The organism is Sulfuricaulis sp. (assembly GCF_040901545.1).
Classification (GTDB): domain Bacteria; phylum Pseudomonadota; class Gammaproteobacteria; order Acidiferrobacterales; family Sulfurifustaceae; genus Sulfuricaulis.
In genome coordinates this window covers 74,423-90,511 of record NZ_JBBDYL010000004.1, presented here as the reverse complement: position 1 = coordinate 90,511, position 16,089 = coordinate 74,423, and the positions used below count along the sequence as shown (strand labels likewise).

The following is a 16,089-nucleotide window of genomic DNA, read 5'->3' as shown; positions in this document are numbered from 1 at the left end:
CGCCACGGGGGTTCGAATCCCTCCCTCTCCGCCATATCCATCGCCAGTGCCAGCCATCCCTGGCGTTACTTTTTCGTCTTCGATCAACCCCGGCCCGTTGCCGGCCCAGGGCGGGCAATTTCAGCCCGCCCGCTCGGCGGCGTGGGCGAGACAGGTTTGTTGTGGATGCGCTTAACGCGCATCCGCACCGCCGAACGGGCGCAAAGGGTTTATTGCACCCGGGGCTGCATACGTTAAGTGCGTCCGCGAATGCTCCGCCTCGCCCCTTTCCGCCATTTTATCTTCCCGCCCGGCACCCCGATGATCTGGTATAGAATGTTTTCTAATAGATACCGGGTTGCTTGGAATGGACAGAGACATTCTCAAAACGCTGGTTCCGATCAATTCGCTGACGCCCGAGAACTTCAAGGAGCTCGCGGACCATGCCGTCATTGATAGATTGCCGGCGGCAAGTAAGTTATTCACGCAGGGCGACCACGACAACTATTCCATTTTTCTGCTGTCCGGCGAAGTAGCGCTAACCTCCGCGAACACGGAATTATCCCTGGATGTTGTTGCCGGTTCCGGTGATTCGCGTTACGCGCTCGCGCAACTCAAGCCGCGCCAATACACCGGAACCGCGAAAACACCTGTTACGATCGCCAAGGTCGATGGCGGATTGCTCGACCGTCTGCTTACGTGGGACCAGACAACCGGTTACGAAGTCACCGAATTCGACGGCAGCCAGGACACCGAGTGGATGATACGCATGCTGCGCAGCGAGACCTTCCAGAAACTGCCACCGGCCAACATCAATGCTCTGTTTGCGCGTTTTGAACCCGTGGAACTGAAGTCGGGGCAGGTAATCGTCCGGCAGGGCGACCCCGGCGATTTCTACTACATCATTAAAACCGGCAAGGTCAGCGTCTCGCGCAAGGCGGACAAATCCGGCAAAGTGTCCATGCTGGGACAACTGCAAGAAGGAGATGGTTTCGGTGAAGAGGCGCTGCTGTCCGGCACGCCGCGCAACGCCACGGTGATGATGGTAACGGATGGCGTGTTGATGCGTCTGGCCCGGGGAGATTTCGATGAGTTGATGCGGGAGCCGCTGGTGAAGTGGGTGTCACTGGATCAAGCCAAGGTTCTGGTGCGGGCGGGCGCCATGCTGCTTGATGTGCGGATCGAGGATGAATACCGCCATGGCACGATCAAGGGCAGCGTGAATCTTCCGCTTTATCTGCTGCGGCTCAAGGCCGCCAGCCTTGACCCGCAGCGTCACTATATTACCTTTTGTCAGACCGGCAGCCGCGGTTGCGCGGCGGCGTTTCTGTTGAGCCAACGTGGTTTTGATGTTTCCGTGTTGCGTGGTGGATTGAGTGGTCTGACTCATACGGTATGAGCCTTGTTTATTATCCTAATTCAATATAACGATTTCCGCGTTGCGGGGATATAACAGCTGGTTTAATCTGGCGTTTCCGTCTGGATACGCGGTGTCGAAAATTATCCCGGAAAGTTATCCGAGTGAGTGCGCGGCGAGATTACGCACTGCCAACGCGAAGCCAGGGCAAGCTGTCACAGCTGCGAGCACCCAGCCTGTAGGGCTGGGCCGGACTTCTAGCGAAGCAGGACTGTGCCGCGAAGAAGCCGAGCAGGCAGCGCGCCAGGAATGGTCGCATGCCGAGGGATTTCAGAGTTTTTGGAGAGGTGTCCGAGCGGTTTAAGGAGCACGCCTGGAAAGTGTGTGTGCGTCAAAAACGCACCGAGGGTTCGAATCCCTCCCTCTCCGCCAGTCTTAACACAAAGGGGCTCATCGGGCCCCTTTGTGTTAAGACTCAGTGTAGGAGGATTCGAACCCTCGGTAGTTCATAAGCCGGGTTCGACAACACGGCGAAGCCGTGTTGAACGCCGGAGCGTAGCGACGGCGGCCCCGCAGGGGCGAGGGCCACAGGCCCGAGTAATCCCTCCCTCTCCGCCAGTCTTAACACAAAGGGGCTCATCGGGCCCCTTGGTAAAGATGGCGTGACAAGGAAGACTCGAACCCGAGCAGAGGGTTCGACAAAATTGCCGGGAGCAATTTTGGACAGCCACAGGCTGGCCCGAGTCGCGAAGCGGCGAGGGCGAGGCACAAGGATGAGCCGAGCAATCCCTCCCTCTTCGCCATTCGGAGAATAGACCGCTTATTCGCGCCGTGTAACGTTATTTCTCAGCTGAGCATGTCCGGTACCAGACCACTATAAGCCTAAAATCACTCTAGAACGATCAAAAATATTTAAATTTGTATCTAAAGGCGGGAACGCTCACCAAGAACTACTGCTTGATACGCAGATTCTCCGCCAGCACCGCCCTCAGGCCACCATGGCCAAGCAACCTGGCGAGCATGGTTAAGAAATGCGCGAAGAGAAGTGGCACTGACTTCTTGGCGTCGATACTACGGACGTAGAGAAATCTGGTAAGACTGCGAACAAGTTAGCGGTTATGATAACGAATAATAATTCGCCATGAATAGGTATGATTGTTACCATTTAGTAACAAAAATATCTATCTATTTTTCCTCTGAGTTACCTTTCAGTTACACATACAAACAATAAGCAGTCGAATTTCATTGAAAAATCAATCTTTGGCAAATGGCACGCGCCTTGCTAGCTCTTCTTGCTGAGTTTTGCAAATCTGACAAGCGATATTTTCCTCACTACATCCAGGAGTGATGCGATGACTAATAAAATCTCACGCAGAGTTTTTCTCAAGTTGAGCGGTGGCATGGCCGCTGGCGCAGGTGTCATGGTTGCCGGCGTTGGGGCGGCGCAGGCGGCGCAAGGAGAGGTCGGCCGCGCCACACTGCCATATCCGCAGAAGTCGATAGGAAAGGCGAAGGCGCTGCGGAACAACGTACCGGTCAGCTTCCAGTATCCGGATGCCGCCTCGCCCTGCGTCATGGTGAAGATGGGTAACGCCGTTCCGAATGGTATCGGACCCGACAAAGACATCGTCGCCTACAGCGTGCTCTGCACGCACATGGGCTGTCAGGTGAGCTACGACACGCAAACCCGGGCATTCAAATGTCCGTGCCACTTCAGCACGTTCGATGCGGAGAAAACCGGTCAGATGATCATCGGCCAGGCGACCGAAAACCTGCCGCAGATCATGCTGGAATACAACGCGAAGGACGACTCGGTTCGCGCGGTTGCCGTGAACGGCCTGATCTACGGGCGCCAGTCAAACATTCTCTAGGAGGACGAATTCATGAGCACCAGGAAAGATCGCGTAGCGTTGCCGCCGGTCAACGCCCAGAAGACCAACATGACCTGCCATTTCTGTATCGTCGGCTGTGGTTACCGCGTCTACAAATGGCCCGAGAACAACGAAGGCGGGCGCGCCCCGCACCAGAACGCCCTTGGCCTCGATTTTCGCAAACAGCTCCCGCCGCTGCAGGTCGTCATGACCCCGGCGATGCAAAATGTCATCACAGACAAAGATGGCACGCGCCATTCCATTATGATCGTTCCCGACAAGCAGTGTGTGGTAAACCAGGGGTTGTCCTCGATTCGCGGCGGTAATCTGGCGACCGATATGTATACCCCGATGGGCGTCGGCAAAGATCGACTCAAGTATCCACGCATCAACATGGGTGACCAGTGGCTGGACACCACGTGGGACCAGGCCTTGGCGGTATATGCTGGGGTCACGAAGAAAATCCTGGATAAGGACGGCCCAAGCGGTTTGGTATTCGACACCGCTGATCACGGAGGCGCGGGTGGTGGTTTTGAGATGACTTGGGGTACCGGCAAGCTCATGTTTACGGCCTTGCAGACTCCCATGGTGCGCATCCACAATCGCCCGGCTTATAACTCCGAATGTCACGCCACGCGCGACATGGGTATCGGTGAGCTGAACAACTCCTATGAGGACGCCGAGGTCGCTGACAATATTATTTCGATCGGCAACAATCCGTATGAGACTCAGACCAACTATTTTCTGGTGCACTGGTTGCCGAATCTTCAAGGTGCAACGGTAGACAAGAAGAAGAAGTGGTTCCCGCGAGAATCGGCGGGCCGCGGAAAAGTCATTTTCGTCGATCCGCGCCGCACGCCCAGCATTGCGGTCGCTGAACAAGCGGCGGGTAAGGAGAATGTGCTGCACCTGGATATCGAACCGGGGACGGACATTGCGCTTTTCAACGGATTGTTTACCTATGTGCTTCAGCAAGGTTGGCATGACAAGGACTTCATCGAGAAGCACACCACTGGTTTTGACGAAGCCGTTAAGGCCAATCGTATGTCGCTTGATGAGTGCAGCCAAATCACGGGCATTTCCGTTGCCAACCTCAAAAAAGCGGCGGAGTGGGCGTACAAGCCCAAAGCTTCCGGGCATCCGCCGCGCACGATGCACGTCTACGAAAAAGGCATTATCTGGGGCAACGACAACTATCTGATCCAGTCGGCCTTGGTGGATCTGGTGATTGCGACGCACAACGTCGGTCGGCGCGGCACGGGTGTGGTGCGCATGGGTGGACACCAAGAGGGTTATACCCGTCCGCCTTATCCTGGCAATTCAAAGATTTACATTGACCAGGAAATCATCAACGGCAAAGGCAAGATGTACACCGCGTGGGGCGCCAATCCGTTCCAGACGACGCTCAATGCCGAGCAGCACCGCGAGACCATCCAGCGTCGCAGCCAGATGGTGAAAGAGGCGCTTTCCAAGGCGCGCGGGGCTACCACCGAAGAGATGATAAACGCCATCTACGACGCCGTCTCGAGAGGCGGGCTGTTCTTCGTCAATATCAATCTTTACCCGACCACGATGGCCGACGCGGCGCACCTGATGTTGCCGGCGGCGCATCCGGGCGAGATTAACATCACGGCGATGAACGGCGAACGGCGCATCCGGCTTTCCGAAAAATTCATGGATCCGCCAGGTGAAGCCAAGGCTGATTGCCTTATTGCCGCCGGCATTGCCAACACCCTCAAGAGCATGTACGAGGCCGATGGCAATGCGAAGATGGCGGCGCGCTTCGTCGGCTTCGACTGGAAGACCGACGAGGATGCGTTTAATGATGGCTTCCGCAAGCCGGAGGGGATCGACAGCCAGGGAGGCGGAACGGGAGGTCTGGTGACCTACCAGCGGCTCAGGGCGCAGGGCAACAATGGCGTGCAGTTGCCGGTCAAGGAGTACAAAAACGGCAAGCTTATCGGCACCGAGATGCACTATATGGACGGCAAGTTCGACACCAAGGACGGCAAGGCGCACTTTCAGCCATCACCCTGGCCGGGCCTGCCAAAGCCAGTCGCGAGCCAAAAAGAGAAGTACCGCTTCTGGATCAACAATGGCCGCAGTAACGAGATCTGGCAGACCGCATATCACGATCAGTACAACGAGTTCGTGAAAGGCCGTTATCCGATGAGCTACATCGAGATCAACCCCGAAGACGCGAAGTCCCTTGGAGTGAGTTCGGGAGATATCGTCGAGGTGCGCAACGACTACGGTTCGACGTACGCCATGGCTTATTTGGAGCCAGACATCAAACGGAACCAGACATTCATGGTATTCGCGCAGGCCAACGGAACGGTGGGGGACGTGGTGACACCGTGGACGGACCGTAATGTCGTGCCTTACTATAAAGGCACGTGGGCCGATATTCGACGGGTCGGTAGCCTCGACGACTACAAGAAAACCGTGAGCTTTAAGCGGCGTCGATGGAGCTAAAGGTTCTCTCCTCCTATATTTGGGCGCCCTGCAGGGCGCCTGTCCTTTTAGTCTGATCTAGCCATACAGGAGACAGACATGCATGCGAGGGAAGACAAGGAGCGGCCGTTCGTGCCGCAGCGGATTGCGGTATTAACGCTTTCCCACACCCCCGTGACGAGAGTAGCGACACCCCCGGGCAGGGCTGATTGAACGCTTGCCAACCGCTGAGCACATTTCGCCGAGCGGGTCATCGTGCTTGAGACATCTGCCAGAACCGGGCGATTGTGTCGCGCTGGATTGCCGATGACAACGTGAACGCCATCCTGATCACCGGCGGCACCGGCCTCACCGGGCGTGACCGCACACCCGAGGCGATCCGGCCGCTGCTAGACAAAGAGATCGCGGGTTTCGGTGAGTTGTTCCGCGCGGTCTCCTACTACGAGGAGAACAAGATCTCCACGCAGCAATCGCGTGCCTTCGCCGGGATCGCGCGCGACACTTTCATTTTCTGCATGCTGGGCTCCACGGGCGCCTGCCGCACCGCATGGGATCACCTGATCAAAGATCAGCTCGACTACCGCAATCGGCCGTGCAATCTCGTGGAAATGCTGCCGCGGTTGCTCGAAACCATGAGGGACATGGCAGAATGATTGGATCGGTCACCACGCGATATGCCTCGGACGGCTGCGACCATGAACCCGCGCCCATCCTTTCGGTCGAGCAGGTCCAGCGATATTTGATCGAGCGCGTACTGCCGGTGGCGGGCAAGGAAGTCGTGGCGACGGAAACGGCGCTCGGTCGCGTGTTGGCGGAGGACCAACGCTCGCTCATGAACATCCCTGGCGCGGATAACAGCGCGATGGACGGTTACGCGCTGGCAAGCCGCGATATCGAGCGCGCGGGTGAGTTTCGCCTGGTGGTGTCACAGCGCATAGCGGCCGGTCAGGTCGGGCAGCCACTCGCCCCCGGCACCGCGGCGCGCATTTTCACGGGCGCGTGGCTGCCGCCGGGCGCCGATACCGTGGCGATGCAGGAGCATTGCCGAATCGAGCCGGACGGAACAGTTGTGATTCCTGGCCCGGTCACGCGCGGCGCCCACGTTCGGCGCGCGGGCGAAGACATCGCCGCGGGCGTATGCATCCTTCGCCGGGGCACGCGCCTGCGTGCCCAAGACCTCGGGCTCGCGGCTTCCGTGGGGCTGGCAAGGTTGCCCGTGTTCCGGCGCCTGCGCGTGGCGCTGCTCTCCACTGGCAACGAACTGGTTGAGCCGGGCGCGGCTCTGCGTCCGGGCCAGATTTACAACTCCAATCTTTACATGCTGGCGGGACTGCTTCAGGGGTTGGGGTGCGAGTGGTTCAGTGCCGGTTGGGTGCCGGACGATCCGACGCAAACCCATGAAGCGCTGGCGCGCGCGGCCGAAGCCGCGGACCTCGTGATCGCCACCGGCGGTGTTTCGGTTGGCGAGGAGGATCATGTCAAAGCCGCCATCCGTGATATTGGGCATCTCGATCTCTGGCGCGTGGCGGTCAAGCCGGGCAAGCCGCTCGCTTTCGGGCGCATCGGCGCGACCCCATTTCTGGGGCTGCCGGGCAACCCAGTGTCGGCGTTCGTGACTTTCTGCCTGTTCGTGCGTCCCTTCGTCCAGCGCAGTCAGGGAATCGTGTGCGGTCAAGGTGGCGCGGACACGGTACCGCGGAGCTTCCCCGTCGTGGCTGGTTTTGAGTGGTCGGGGGCAAAAAAGCGGCGTGAGTATTTGCGCGCGCGGCTGCGTTTGACCGAAAACGGCGCCACCATCGTTGAGATCTATCCCAACCAGAGTTCAGCGGCGCTTACATCCGCTGCCTGGGCGGAAGGACTGGTCGAGGTCCCGGAAGGTCACACCGTGGCTCATGGCCAGACGGTACGGTTTTTCCCTTTCTCTGAATTGCTTTCCTGAGGAGGTCGCCGAATGAATAAAGCCGCGGCCGTGACGGAAATCGAGAAGGCCATCGAGCGCTACCCACGGCGCCCGAGAAACCGGCATCCTGAAGATATATTCGGAGAGGACTCTGATATGGATAAACCCGCGCTCACCCTCACCGACCGCTTCGGGCGGCGGATCGAATATCTGCGTCTCTCGGTCACCGACCGCTGCGACCTGCGCTGTACCTATTGTCTGCCGAAAGGATTCAAGGACTTCGAAGAGCCGGAACACTGGCTTACGTTCGACGAGATCGAGCGCTTGCTTGGCGCCTTCGCGCGGGTGGGGGTGAACCGCATTCGTCTCACCGGCGGCGAGCCGCTGCTGCGGCGCAACCTGCCGGAGCTGGCGGCACGGCTGCACCGCCTGCCCGGTATCCGTGATATTTCGCTTTCCACAAACGCTACCCAACTTAGCAAGTATGCCGGAGCGCTCAAGAATGCCGGCGTGGCGCGTATCAATGTGAGCCTCGATTCGCTAAAGCGCGAGCGTTTCGCCCGTATTGCCGGGCGCGATTGTCTCGACCGCGTCATCGCCGGCCTGATGGCGGCGAAAGAAGCCGGATTCACGCCGATTAAGATCAACATGGTGGCGCTATCCGGCGTGAACGATGACGAGATCGACGACATGGTTGAGTTCTGCATGGCACATGGCTTTGTGCTGCGCCTGATCGAAACGATGCCAATGGGCGTTACCGGCCGCAACGCCGCCTACTTCGACCTGCAACCCGTCAAGCGGCGTCTACAGGAGAAGTTCGATCTGGTTGAAGGTGTCGTGCCGGGCGGTGGGCCTGCCCGCTATTTGCAAACGCCCGACGGAAAATTTTCCGTAGGGTTTATCACACCGATCTCGCAACACTTCTGCGCTACCTGCAATCGTGTGCGTTTAGTGGTGGACGGGACGCTATTTATGTGCCTGGGACAGAATGAGAAGTTTGAGTTTCGGCCGTTACTGCGCGCGGGTGCCCGCGATGCCGACTTGGAAACGGCGATCCGTACCGCCATTGAGCTAAAACCGGAGCGGCATGAGTTCCACGAGACGCCACAGAAGATTGTGCGCTTCATGTCCGCCACCGGCGGTTGACGTCTGTATGTGAATCAGCCGGGGGCGGGAGGTTGACGGGGGAGACTATGTTCATCGATCCAACAGAGTTGCCGTGGCTGCTTGCGTTCGTGGGACTGACGGCTGTGCTGTATTCCTCGGTCGGGCACGGCGGTGCCTCCGGTTATCTCGCCGCCATGGTGCTGCTCGGCGTTGCCCCCACGGCAATGAAACCCGCCGCGCTCGTGATGAACATTGTCGTGACGTTGCTGGTGTCAGTACGATTGTACCGCGCGGGGTATTTCCGCTGGGGCGTTTTCTGGCCGTTTGCCATCAGTTCGGTTCCGATGGCCTTTGTCGGCGGCGGCATGCGAATCGCCGACCCGATATATATGTATGTCGTGGGGTTGGCTCTGCTCACGGCAGCCGCCCGTCTGTGGATCAAGTGTCAAGGTCCGGAAAATCCGTGCCCAACTAAAATGTGGGTGGCGATGCCCCTGGGTGCGGTCCTCGGATTCGTCTCGGGTCTGACCGGAGTGGGCGGGGGAATCTTCCTGAGTCCGTTGCTGCTATTCCTGCGCTGGACAACCGTGCGCACGACCGCCGCCGTCTCGGCCGCCTTTATTTTGGTCAATTCTATTAGTGGACTGGTCGGGTTCGCGGGCAACGCCCCGGTCTGGTCCATGAAATTGCCGCTTCTCGCGGGGGCGGCGCTGACCGGAGCCTGGGTCGGGTCTGAATTCGCCGCGCGTCGCCTGGCCCCTTCCTCACTGAACCGGGTTCTGGGTATAGTGTTAGGCATTGCCGGATGTAAAATGTTTTTAATTGCGTGAAAGAGAGTCCCGCTAACCTTGGGTTACCTTCCGGGTAGGGTAATATCATTTATGACAAGCCGGTTCTGGCTAATCCTCGGTCTTGTGCTGCTTATGGGCTTTGCCCCGGGCGTACAGGCAGAATCACCGTTGCGTATTGGCACGACGGCGGTGTTCCTGGATGACCAGGTAGATTTTCTCAGTGCTTGGCAAGAATACCTCGAGCAGCGGCTCGGACGGCAGGTTATCTTCGTGCGCCGCGGCAACTATGGGGAAATCAATGATCTCCTGCAACGCGACCAACTTGAGTTTGCCTGGACATGCGGCTATCCCTACGTTCGTTATAAGAGCCGGTTGCGGTTGCTGGCCGTGCCCTTGTTCAACGGCAAGCCGCTCTACCAATCCTATTTGATCGTACCAGAGACAGACCCCATACGCGAGACTATGGCGATCTCAAGGGCACGATGTTTGCCTACTCCGACCCCAACTCCAACTCCGGCTGGCTGGTGCCCCAGTATGAAATGTATAAGCGAAGTATCGATTCGGCGGTTTTCTTCAGAAAATTTTTCTTCACGTGGGCGCACCGGAAAGTGGTGGAGGCGGTCGCGGCGGGGCTCGCCGACGCCGGCGCGGTGGACGGCTATGTCTGGGAAACCTTGGCGCTGCAGCACCCGGATCTCACTTCAAAGACACGCGTAGTCTATAAATCGGCCTGGTATGGTTTTCCGCCGTTAGTCGCACGGCGTTCAGTGTCGGAGACCGACTTCGAACGGATGCAGCAGGTCCTGCTTAACATGGACCAGGACGCCCAGGGACGCGCGCTGCTCAAGCGGCTCAATTTGGATGGATTCGTCGCCGGCAACGACGAAATCTTCGCTGGCATCGCATCCAACATGCGTCAGCTCGGCGCGCAATGAAGCTCAGGGACCTGAGTTATCGTTACAAGATTCCGATCAGTTTCATGCTGGTGTCGGTGTTGGTGGTGCTGGCGGTGTCCACCACGCTGGTGGTGCAAACATATCAAAGCGCGCGTCATGACTTGGTCACAAATGCCGAGAGCCTTGGTAAAAGCCTCGCGCGGGCGCTGACACCGATGATATTGCGTGACGATGTATGGAGTGCCTACGAAACCGTGATTACGCCGCTCGGTGCGCCCGCCGGGGAGCAGGCTTTGCGGGGCTTGGTGGTGTTGGACACGCAGGGACGGATATACGTGGCAAGCAACCCAAGGCGCTTTCCCGCCTTGCGTGATTTGGCCACCGCAGGCGTGGGTTATAACCGACTGCTCAATACGGTGCGGTTGAACGGGAACGACGCGTCCCAGGTAGTCGAAGACGAGGAAGATCCCGAGCTGTTCGTGGCCGTGCCGATCCTGACCGATGGTTATCGGCTGGGAACGCTGATTCTGATTTACTCCAAGACCGTGTTTCTGTCGCGTTTCTACGGAGCGATGTGGCGCGTACTGGGAATCACGGGGGCACTCCTGGTGATGCTGATGCCGCTGGGCTGGTATTGGGGGCGGCGCATGGCGAAACCGCTACTACATCTGACTGAATGCATGGATCAAGTCGGTTCGTTGCCGCCGGATGCCATCGAGTGCAACTTGGATTTGGGGGAAGATGAGATCGGCCACTTGGGCAGTCGGTTCAAGGCCATGCTGGCGCAGCTCAAGGAGAAGCAGGCGCTCGAGACAGAGATGGCGCGCGCGAATCGGCTGGCGGCGATCGGGCGTATCGCGGCAGGTATCGCGCACGAGGTCAACAACCCGCTCGGGGGCATGCTGAACGCGGTCAGCACACTCAAGCGTCACGGACATCCGGATCCATTTACCGCCAAGACCGTTTCCCTGCTGGAGCGGGGGTTGCTGCAGATCAAGGACATCGTCGGTGCCCTGCTGGTGGAGGCGCGACTGGAAAGTCACCCCCTCACGCCCCAGGACGTGGAAGATACACGCACCCTCATGACCGCCGATATCCGTGGCAAGGCCATCCACTTTTCATGGAAAAACAGTCTCAATGAGCCGGTATCGTTGCCATCAACCTTGATCCGGCAGATACTAATGAACTTGCTGCTCAACGCCACGCAGGCGGTGCGCGAGAATGGCCGTATCGAATGCCGGGTATGGCGGGAGTCCGGATCGCTGTGGCTTGAGGTTGTGAACGACGGGTGCCACATCGGTGAACGGCAGATGGAGCACTTGTTCGAACCGTTCGCCGAAACGCACGAGCATGGCACGGGCTTCGGGCTATGGCTTGTCCATCAAATTATTCTACAACTGAACGGAAACATTCGTGTCGAGAGCGTGCCCGGCCGGACCCAGTTCTCGGTGACGCTGCCGCTAGGAGGAGATCATGCAGACCAACTTGAGACCGCATCTTTGCCTTATTGAGGATGATGCAATCATGGGCGAGTCCCTGGTGGACCGTTTCCAGGTCGAGGGTTTCGACATGGACTGGTGCCAGAACGGCTCCGAGGCAATTGAACGTTTTCAGCATAGCAACCCTTACGCCGCCGTCATCAGCGATATCCGTCTGTCCGATTTAAACGGTGACGAGCTGTTTAGACGCCTGTTCCTGGACAATCCGACGCTGCCACCCTTCATTTTCATTACCGGCTACGGCTCCATCGACGCGGCCGTGCGACTGCTCAAGATGGGGGCACACGACTACATTACCAAGCCATTCGATATAGACGAGCTCGTCGAACGGGTCCGTACCTTAATCGAGCCGCGCGCTTTACCGTTCCCCGCTGAAACGACGGATCCCGTCCTAGGCGTTTCCACCACCATGCACGGCATCGAGGCGCGACTGCCGCAACTCGCGCGGCACGACGCCACGGTGCTGTTAACCGGCGAGACCGGTGTGGGCAAGGAGCACGTGGCGCGCTTGCTGCATAAGCATGCGCCCGGGCCGGTGTCGCGGCCGTTTGTGGCGGTCAACTGCGCGGCGTTCCCGGAGACTCTGCTCGATGCTGAGCTGTTCGGCCACGAGAAGGGCGCATTCACCGGCGCGGTGCGCACACGGAAGGGGCTGTTCGAGCAGGCCCACGGCGGCACGCTGTTTCTTGACGAAGTCAGCGAGATGCCAGTCTCGATGCAAGCCAAGCTGCTGCGTGCGGTCCAAGAGCGCGTGGTGGTACGTGTGGGAGGTGAGACGCCGATTCAGGTGAATGTACGACTCATTTGCGCCACCAATCGAAATCTTAAGGAGCAGATGGAGCTAGGCGCGTTCCGCGCCGATCTTTATTACCGAATCAACGTGATCGAACTGAAAATCCCGCCGTTGCGGGAGCGCAAGGAGGACATCCTGTGGTTCGCGCGGAAATTCGTAGATGAATACAATCAGCGGAAACCGGAGGAGCGCAAGCAGTTCAGCCCCTGCGTGGAACAGGCGTTGCTCGAGTATTCATGGCCGGGTAACATCCGCGAACTTAAGCATACTCTCGAACGCGCCTGCATCTTGGTGTCAGGCTCCTTGATTGACTGCGGCGACCTGTTCGAGGACCGCGCCCACGGAGATGTCACCGCGGACGACGGAGTGGATAACCTGAACCGTTACCTGTATGCGTGTCAACGTGCGCACATAACCCGGGCCTTGGAGAAACACGGTTGGCACATAGGTAACACCGCCGTGTGTCTTGGTATCAGCCGCAAGAACCTGTGGGAGAAGATGAAGAAGCTGGAGATGCGCGAAAAGTCATGATTTTCTTGCCCCCGTAAATTTAGCGGTTTTTGTGAGTTCATGTAATCGCGGAAGATCGGGGATATCGATCCACATTGACTAAATCACCTGCATGCCATCGGTGACGATAGGGCTCATTCTAGACGCGGCCGGTCTTCCAGATTCGGTGGTATCGATAAGACATTCATATCCATTTCCGGGAAATCTTTGCTGGCTCATGTCTTCGCCTGCCTTGGACCGCAGGTCGAAATGCTGGCCGTAAGCAGCAATCTGCCGGCATCGCGCTTCGAGCCTTTGGGGTTGCGTGTCATCCCTGATATGCTGGAAGGTGTCAGCGGCCCACTTGTCGGCGTCACGGTACATCGCCTCGGGAGGACGTAACCTCAAAGGACGGCTGGACCGGCACGGATCGCAGGTTACTTTTCCGCCGCGGGCTGACGCGGACATTACGTTCAACATCAACATGCCCGAGGATCTCGCTTTGGCGGAGGATCGGATTCGGAAATCGACAATGCCGGGCTTTCGGCTCGGCTGCTGATCGGCGGAACTCCGTTGGCTCTTTATCGGGAGCTTTTAGTGGCGCGTCCGTAGCGTACAAGTTGGCCTTCTTTGGCGACAGGATGGCCCGAGTAATCCCTCCCTCTCCGCCAGTTCTGGTTTCTGCCGTACAGGTATGAGTCCGTCGGCAAAAAACGCTCTGCACGATCGTTTCACCCACGCAGGAAAACTCTACTGAAATCAGTACATTCCCCCGGTTTTCTGTCAAATCGACCCTGGCCACCCATGTCTGGCGGTTTGTCAGGCACAATCGTTGCATATTATTGGTGGAACACGATTTTTTCCGTAACCGGCCGTTTTACAGCGGTATTGCCGAGCGACTCCGGCAATTTGGAGACAAACGAGTATTCAATTCTTGACGATATAAACATGAAATTGATGGAATTTCTCGACAAGGACATCGAAGTAGCGACCGCAATCACGGGCAGCTACGACCCGATTCTCGTCGCACTATCGTTTTGCATCGTCTGCCTGGCAATCTATAGCGCGCTAAGCATTGGCGAACGTGCCCAGGGTTTGACCAGGACTCATGTCAGAAAAATCTGGTTGACCTGGGGAGCGACAGTGCTGGGCGCGGGAATATGGGCCATGCATTTTATCGGCATGCACGCCTTCAAGCTTCCGGTTGCCGTTCACTACGATCTTCCGCTGACTTTGTTATCCGTCATCCCAGCAATAATTTCAGGCGGCATAGTACTGTGCGTAGCCTGTAAGTCACATTTGCCGCGACCGCGGCTGATTTTAGGTGGAACGCTGGTAGGTGCGAGCATCGGATTAATGCATTACACGGGGATGGCGGCGATGCATATCGGAGCGCGCATGGCATACGATCCGCCATTGTTTATCGTCTCGATCATTGTTGCGATTGTGCTATCCATCGTCGCGCTCTATTTGCATCATCGCATTAATCACCCCGGGGATACACGCGTTTACTGGTCGAAATTTGCCAGTACCGTTGTATTGGGACTCGCGGTGACCGCGATGCATTACACCGCGATGGCGGCGACCTACTTTTTCCCTGAGGCAGGCATCCCCACCACGGCGGTTGCGGTGGATCACGCCTTGCTCCACACATCGGTCAGTGTTGTGACCGTTCTGATAATACTGCTGGCCTTTGCAACTACCATTATTGATTCCCGCCTGAATGCCACGGCGGGGATGAAAAATGAAATATCCGAACGGCACCGCCAGACTGAAATTGTGCGGGTCAAAAATCAAATAATGGATAACATTCTGAACGGCATTCACGATTATTATTTTGCCGTGGAGCGTGATTGGCGTATTTGCTATGCCAATAATCGTGCCCGTGATCTCCTTAAAGGCAACGGCAATGACATATTGGGGGAGGTACTTTGGGACACCGCGCCTGAATTCGCCAGTTTTTCCTATAAGAATTTGACTCGCGCCATGGCGAACCGTGAGGAGGTCACATTTGAAACTTATTTTCCTCCTGAAAACCGTTGGTTCAATCTCCGGGCCATTCCTAGCGGCGACGGAATCGCTGTTTATTTGCATGATATTACCGAAAATAAACAACTTATCGACTCGTTGTCTCAAAGTGAACGGCGTTTTCAGGACTTCGCCGAGGTGGCAGCCGACTGGTTCTGGGAGATGGACGAAAATCTTCGATTTAGCGGAATATCGGGAGGGATGCGTCAGAACATCGGTATTGACAGACATCACATAATCGGCAAAACCCGATGGGAACTGACTTCAGAAGACACCAACAGCAGCAAATGGATTCAACATAAAGAAGATCTGAAGGCGCGCCGGCCATTTCATAATTTTAAATATAAATTCCAAAAATCTGACGGAATTGTTCATTACAGGTCCATCAGCGGTAAACCTGTCTATGATGCCGATGGTCGATTCATGGGATATCGTGGTACCGGCACGGATATCACCGGTGAAATCGTAGCCCAGCGCGCCCGGGATGAAAGCGAGCAGCGCTTCAAGGATTTCGCCGAGACCGCGGCCGACTGGTTCTGGGAAATGGACGAGCACCTGCGCTTTAATTATTTTTCGGACCGCATATTAGAAATCTCAGGCGTAGATCCGAAAGGTTTGCTGGGCAAAACCCGGCGTGATCTGGCGCACGAGGATGTCCATTCCAAGAAGTGGCAGGCACACTTTGCCGACCTGGATGCGCATCGACCGTTTCGAAACTTCAGTTACAGGACAAAAAGACCCAATGGCACGATTGCCTACTGGTCCATCAGCGGCACCCCTGTGTTTCATGTAGACGGAAGATTCAAGGGTTATCATGGCACGGGAAGGGACGTCACCCCGGAAATACAGGCTCAACAAGCCCTGCAGGACAGCGAGGAGCGGTTCAAGGACTTCGCTGACTGCGCGGCCGACTGGTTCTGGGAAA

At 57.3% G+C, this 16,089-nt stretch carries 13 protein-coding genes, 2 tRNA genes and 2 pseudogenes (1 of these 17 running past the window's edge); 16 read left to right on the top strand and 1 reads right to left on the bottom strand.

Annotated features, from left to right (window positions below):
* A tRNA-Ser gene (locus WD823_RS00605) sits at positions 1-34 on the top strand (it extends 155 nt beyond the left edge of the window).
* Positions 1-237, top strand: a 237-nt coding sequence (locus tag WD823_RS00600; RefSeq protein WP_368427533.1) for a hypothetical protein, incomplete at its 5' end; no start/stop codon positions are given. The genes WD823_RS00605 and WD823_RS00600, both read left to right, overlap by 34 nt.
* A 109-nt stretch (positions 238-346) precedes the next feature.
* The gene (locus tag WD823_RS00595) at positions 347-1,378 is read left to right on the top strand and encodes a cyclic nucleotide-binding domain-containing protein (RefSeq protein ID WP_368427532.1); all 1,032 of its coding nucleotides are present in this window, start codon (positions 347-349) and stop codon (positions 1,376-1,378) included.
* A 299-nt stretch (positions 1,379-1,677) separates the two neighbouring features.
* Positions 1,678-1,768 (top strand) — tRNA-Ser (locus tag WD823_RS00590).
* A gap of 920 nt (positions 1,769-2,688) precedes the next feature.
* Entirely contained in the window at positions 2,689-3,207 is a 519-nt protein-coding gene (locus WD823_RS00585) for an arsenate reductase (azurin) small subunit (RefSeq protein ID WP_368427531.1), read from the top strand.
* Positions 3,208-3,219: 12 nt separating this feature from the next.
* Positions 3,220-5,682, top strand: coding sequence for an arsenate reductase (azurin) large subunit (locus tag WD823_RS00580; protein WP_368427530.1), 2,463 nt, complete (start codon positions 3,220-3,222; stop codon positions 5,680-5,682).
* Positions 5,683-5,924: 242 nt separating this feature from the next.
* Positions 5,925-6,314 (top strand): annotated as a pseudogene (locus WD823_RS00575) (molybdopterin-binding protein); the annotation flags it as partial.
* Positions 6,311-7,600 (top strand): gephyrin-like molybdotransferase Glp, encoded by a 1,290-nt coding sequence (glp, locus tag WD823_RS00570; RefSeq protein ID WP_368427529.1) that lies wholly within the window; start codon positions 6,311-6,313, stop codon positions 7,598-7,600. The pseudogene WD823_RS00575 and the gene glp, both read left to right, overlap by 4 nt.
* A gap of 117 nt (positions 7,601-7,717) precedes the next feature.
* Positions 7,718-8,707: a GTP 3',8-cyclase MoaA gene (gene moaA, locus WD823_RS00565; RefSeq protein WP_368427629.1), complete on the top strand. Its 990-nt coding sequence runs from the start codon at positions 7,718-7,720 to the stop codon at positions 8,705-8,707.
* A 47-nt stretch (positions 8,708-8,754) separates the two neighbouring features.
* Positions 8,755-9,498 carry a sulfite exporter TauE/SafE family protein gene (locus WD823_RS00560; RefSeq protein WP_368427528.1) on the top strand — a complete coding sequence of 248 codons (744 nt, stop codon included), beginning with the start codon at positions 8,755-8,757 and terminating at the stop codon, positions 9,496-9,498.
* Positions 9,499-9,621: 123 nt separating this feature from the next.
* On the opposite strand, the gene WD823_RS00555 is transcribed toward WD823_RS00560, so the two are convergent.
* Positions 9,622-9,780, bottom strand: coding sequence for a hypothetical protein (locus WD823_RS00555; RefSeq protein WP_368427634.1), 159 nt, complete (start codon positions 9,778-9,780; stop codon positions 9,622-9,624).
* Between WD823_RS00555 and WD823_RS00550 the strand changes: the two are divergent.
* The 6 genes and pseudogenes from WD823_RS00550 to WD823_RS00525 form a co-directional block, all read left to right on the top strand.
* Positions 9,730-9,858 (top strand): annotated as a pseudogene (locus tag WD823_RS00550) (ABC transporter substrate-binding protein); the annotation flags it as partial. The gene WD823_RS00555 and the pseudogene WD823_RS00550 sit on opposite strands and share 51 nt — an antisense overlap.
* 83 nt (positions 9,859-9,941) lie before the next feature.
* A complete protein-coding gene (locus WD823_RS00545; protein WP_368427527.1) occupies positions 9,942-10,394 on the top strand; it encodes a PhnD/SsuA/transferrin family substrate-binding protein in 453 nt (150 codons plus the stop codon).
* Complete coding sequence (locus WD823_RS00540) at positions 10,391-11,866, top strand: ATP-binding protein (protein ID WP_368427526.1); 1,476 nt, start codon at positions 10,391-10,393, stop codon at positions 11,864-11,866. The genes WD823_RS00545 and WD823_RS00540 overlap by 4 nt, the downstream gene beginning before the upstream one ends.
* The gene (locus WD823_RS00535) at positions 11,829-13,178 is read left to right on the top strand and encodes a sigma-54-dependent transcriptional regulator (protein ID WP_368427525.1); all 1,350 of its coding nucleotides are present in this window, start codon (positions 11,829-11,831) and stop codon (positions 13,176-13,178) included. The genes WD823_RS00540 and WD823_RS00535 overlap by 38 nt, the downstream gene beginning before the upstream one ends.
* A gap of 186 nt (positions 13,179-13,364) precedes the next feature.
* Positions 13,365-13,538, top strand: a complete 174-nt coding sequence (locus WD823_RS00530; protein WP_368427524.1) for a hypothetical protein — start codon at positions 13,365-13,367, stop codon at positions 13,536-13,538.
* A gap of 402 nt (positions 13,539-13,940) precedes the next feature.
* Positions 13,941-16,089, top strand: a 2,149-nt coding sequence (locus WD823_RS00525) for an MHYT domain-containing protein (protein WP_368427523.1), incomplete at its 3' end; no start/stop codon positions are given.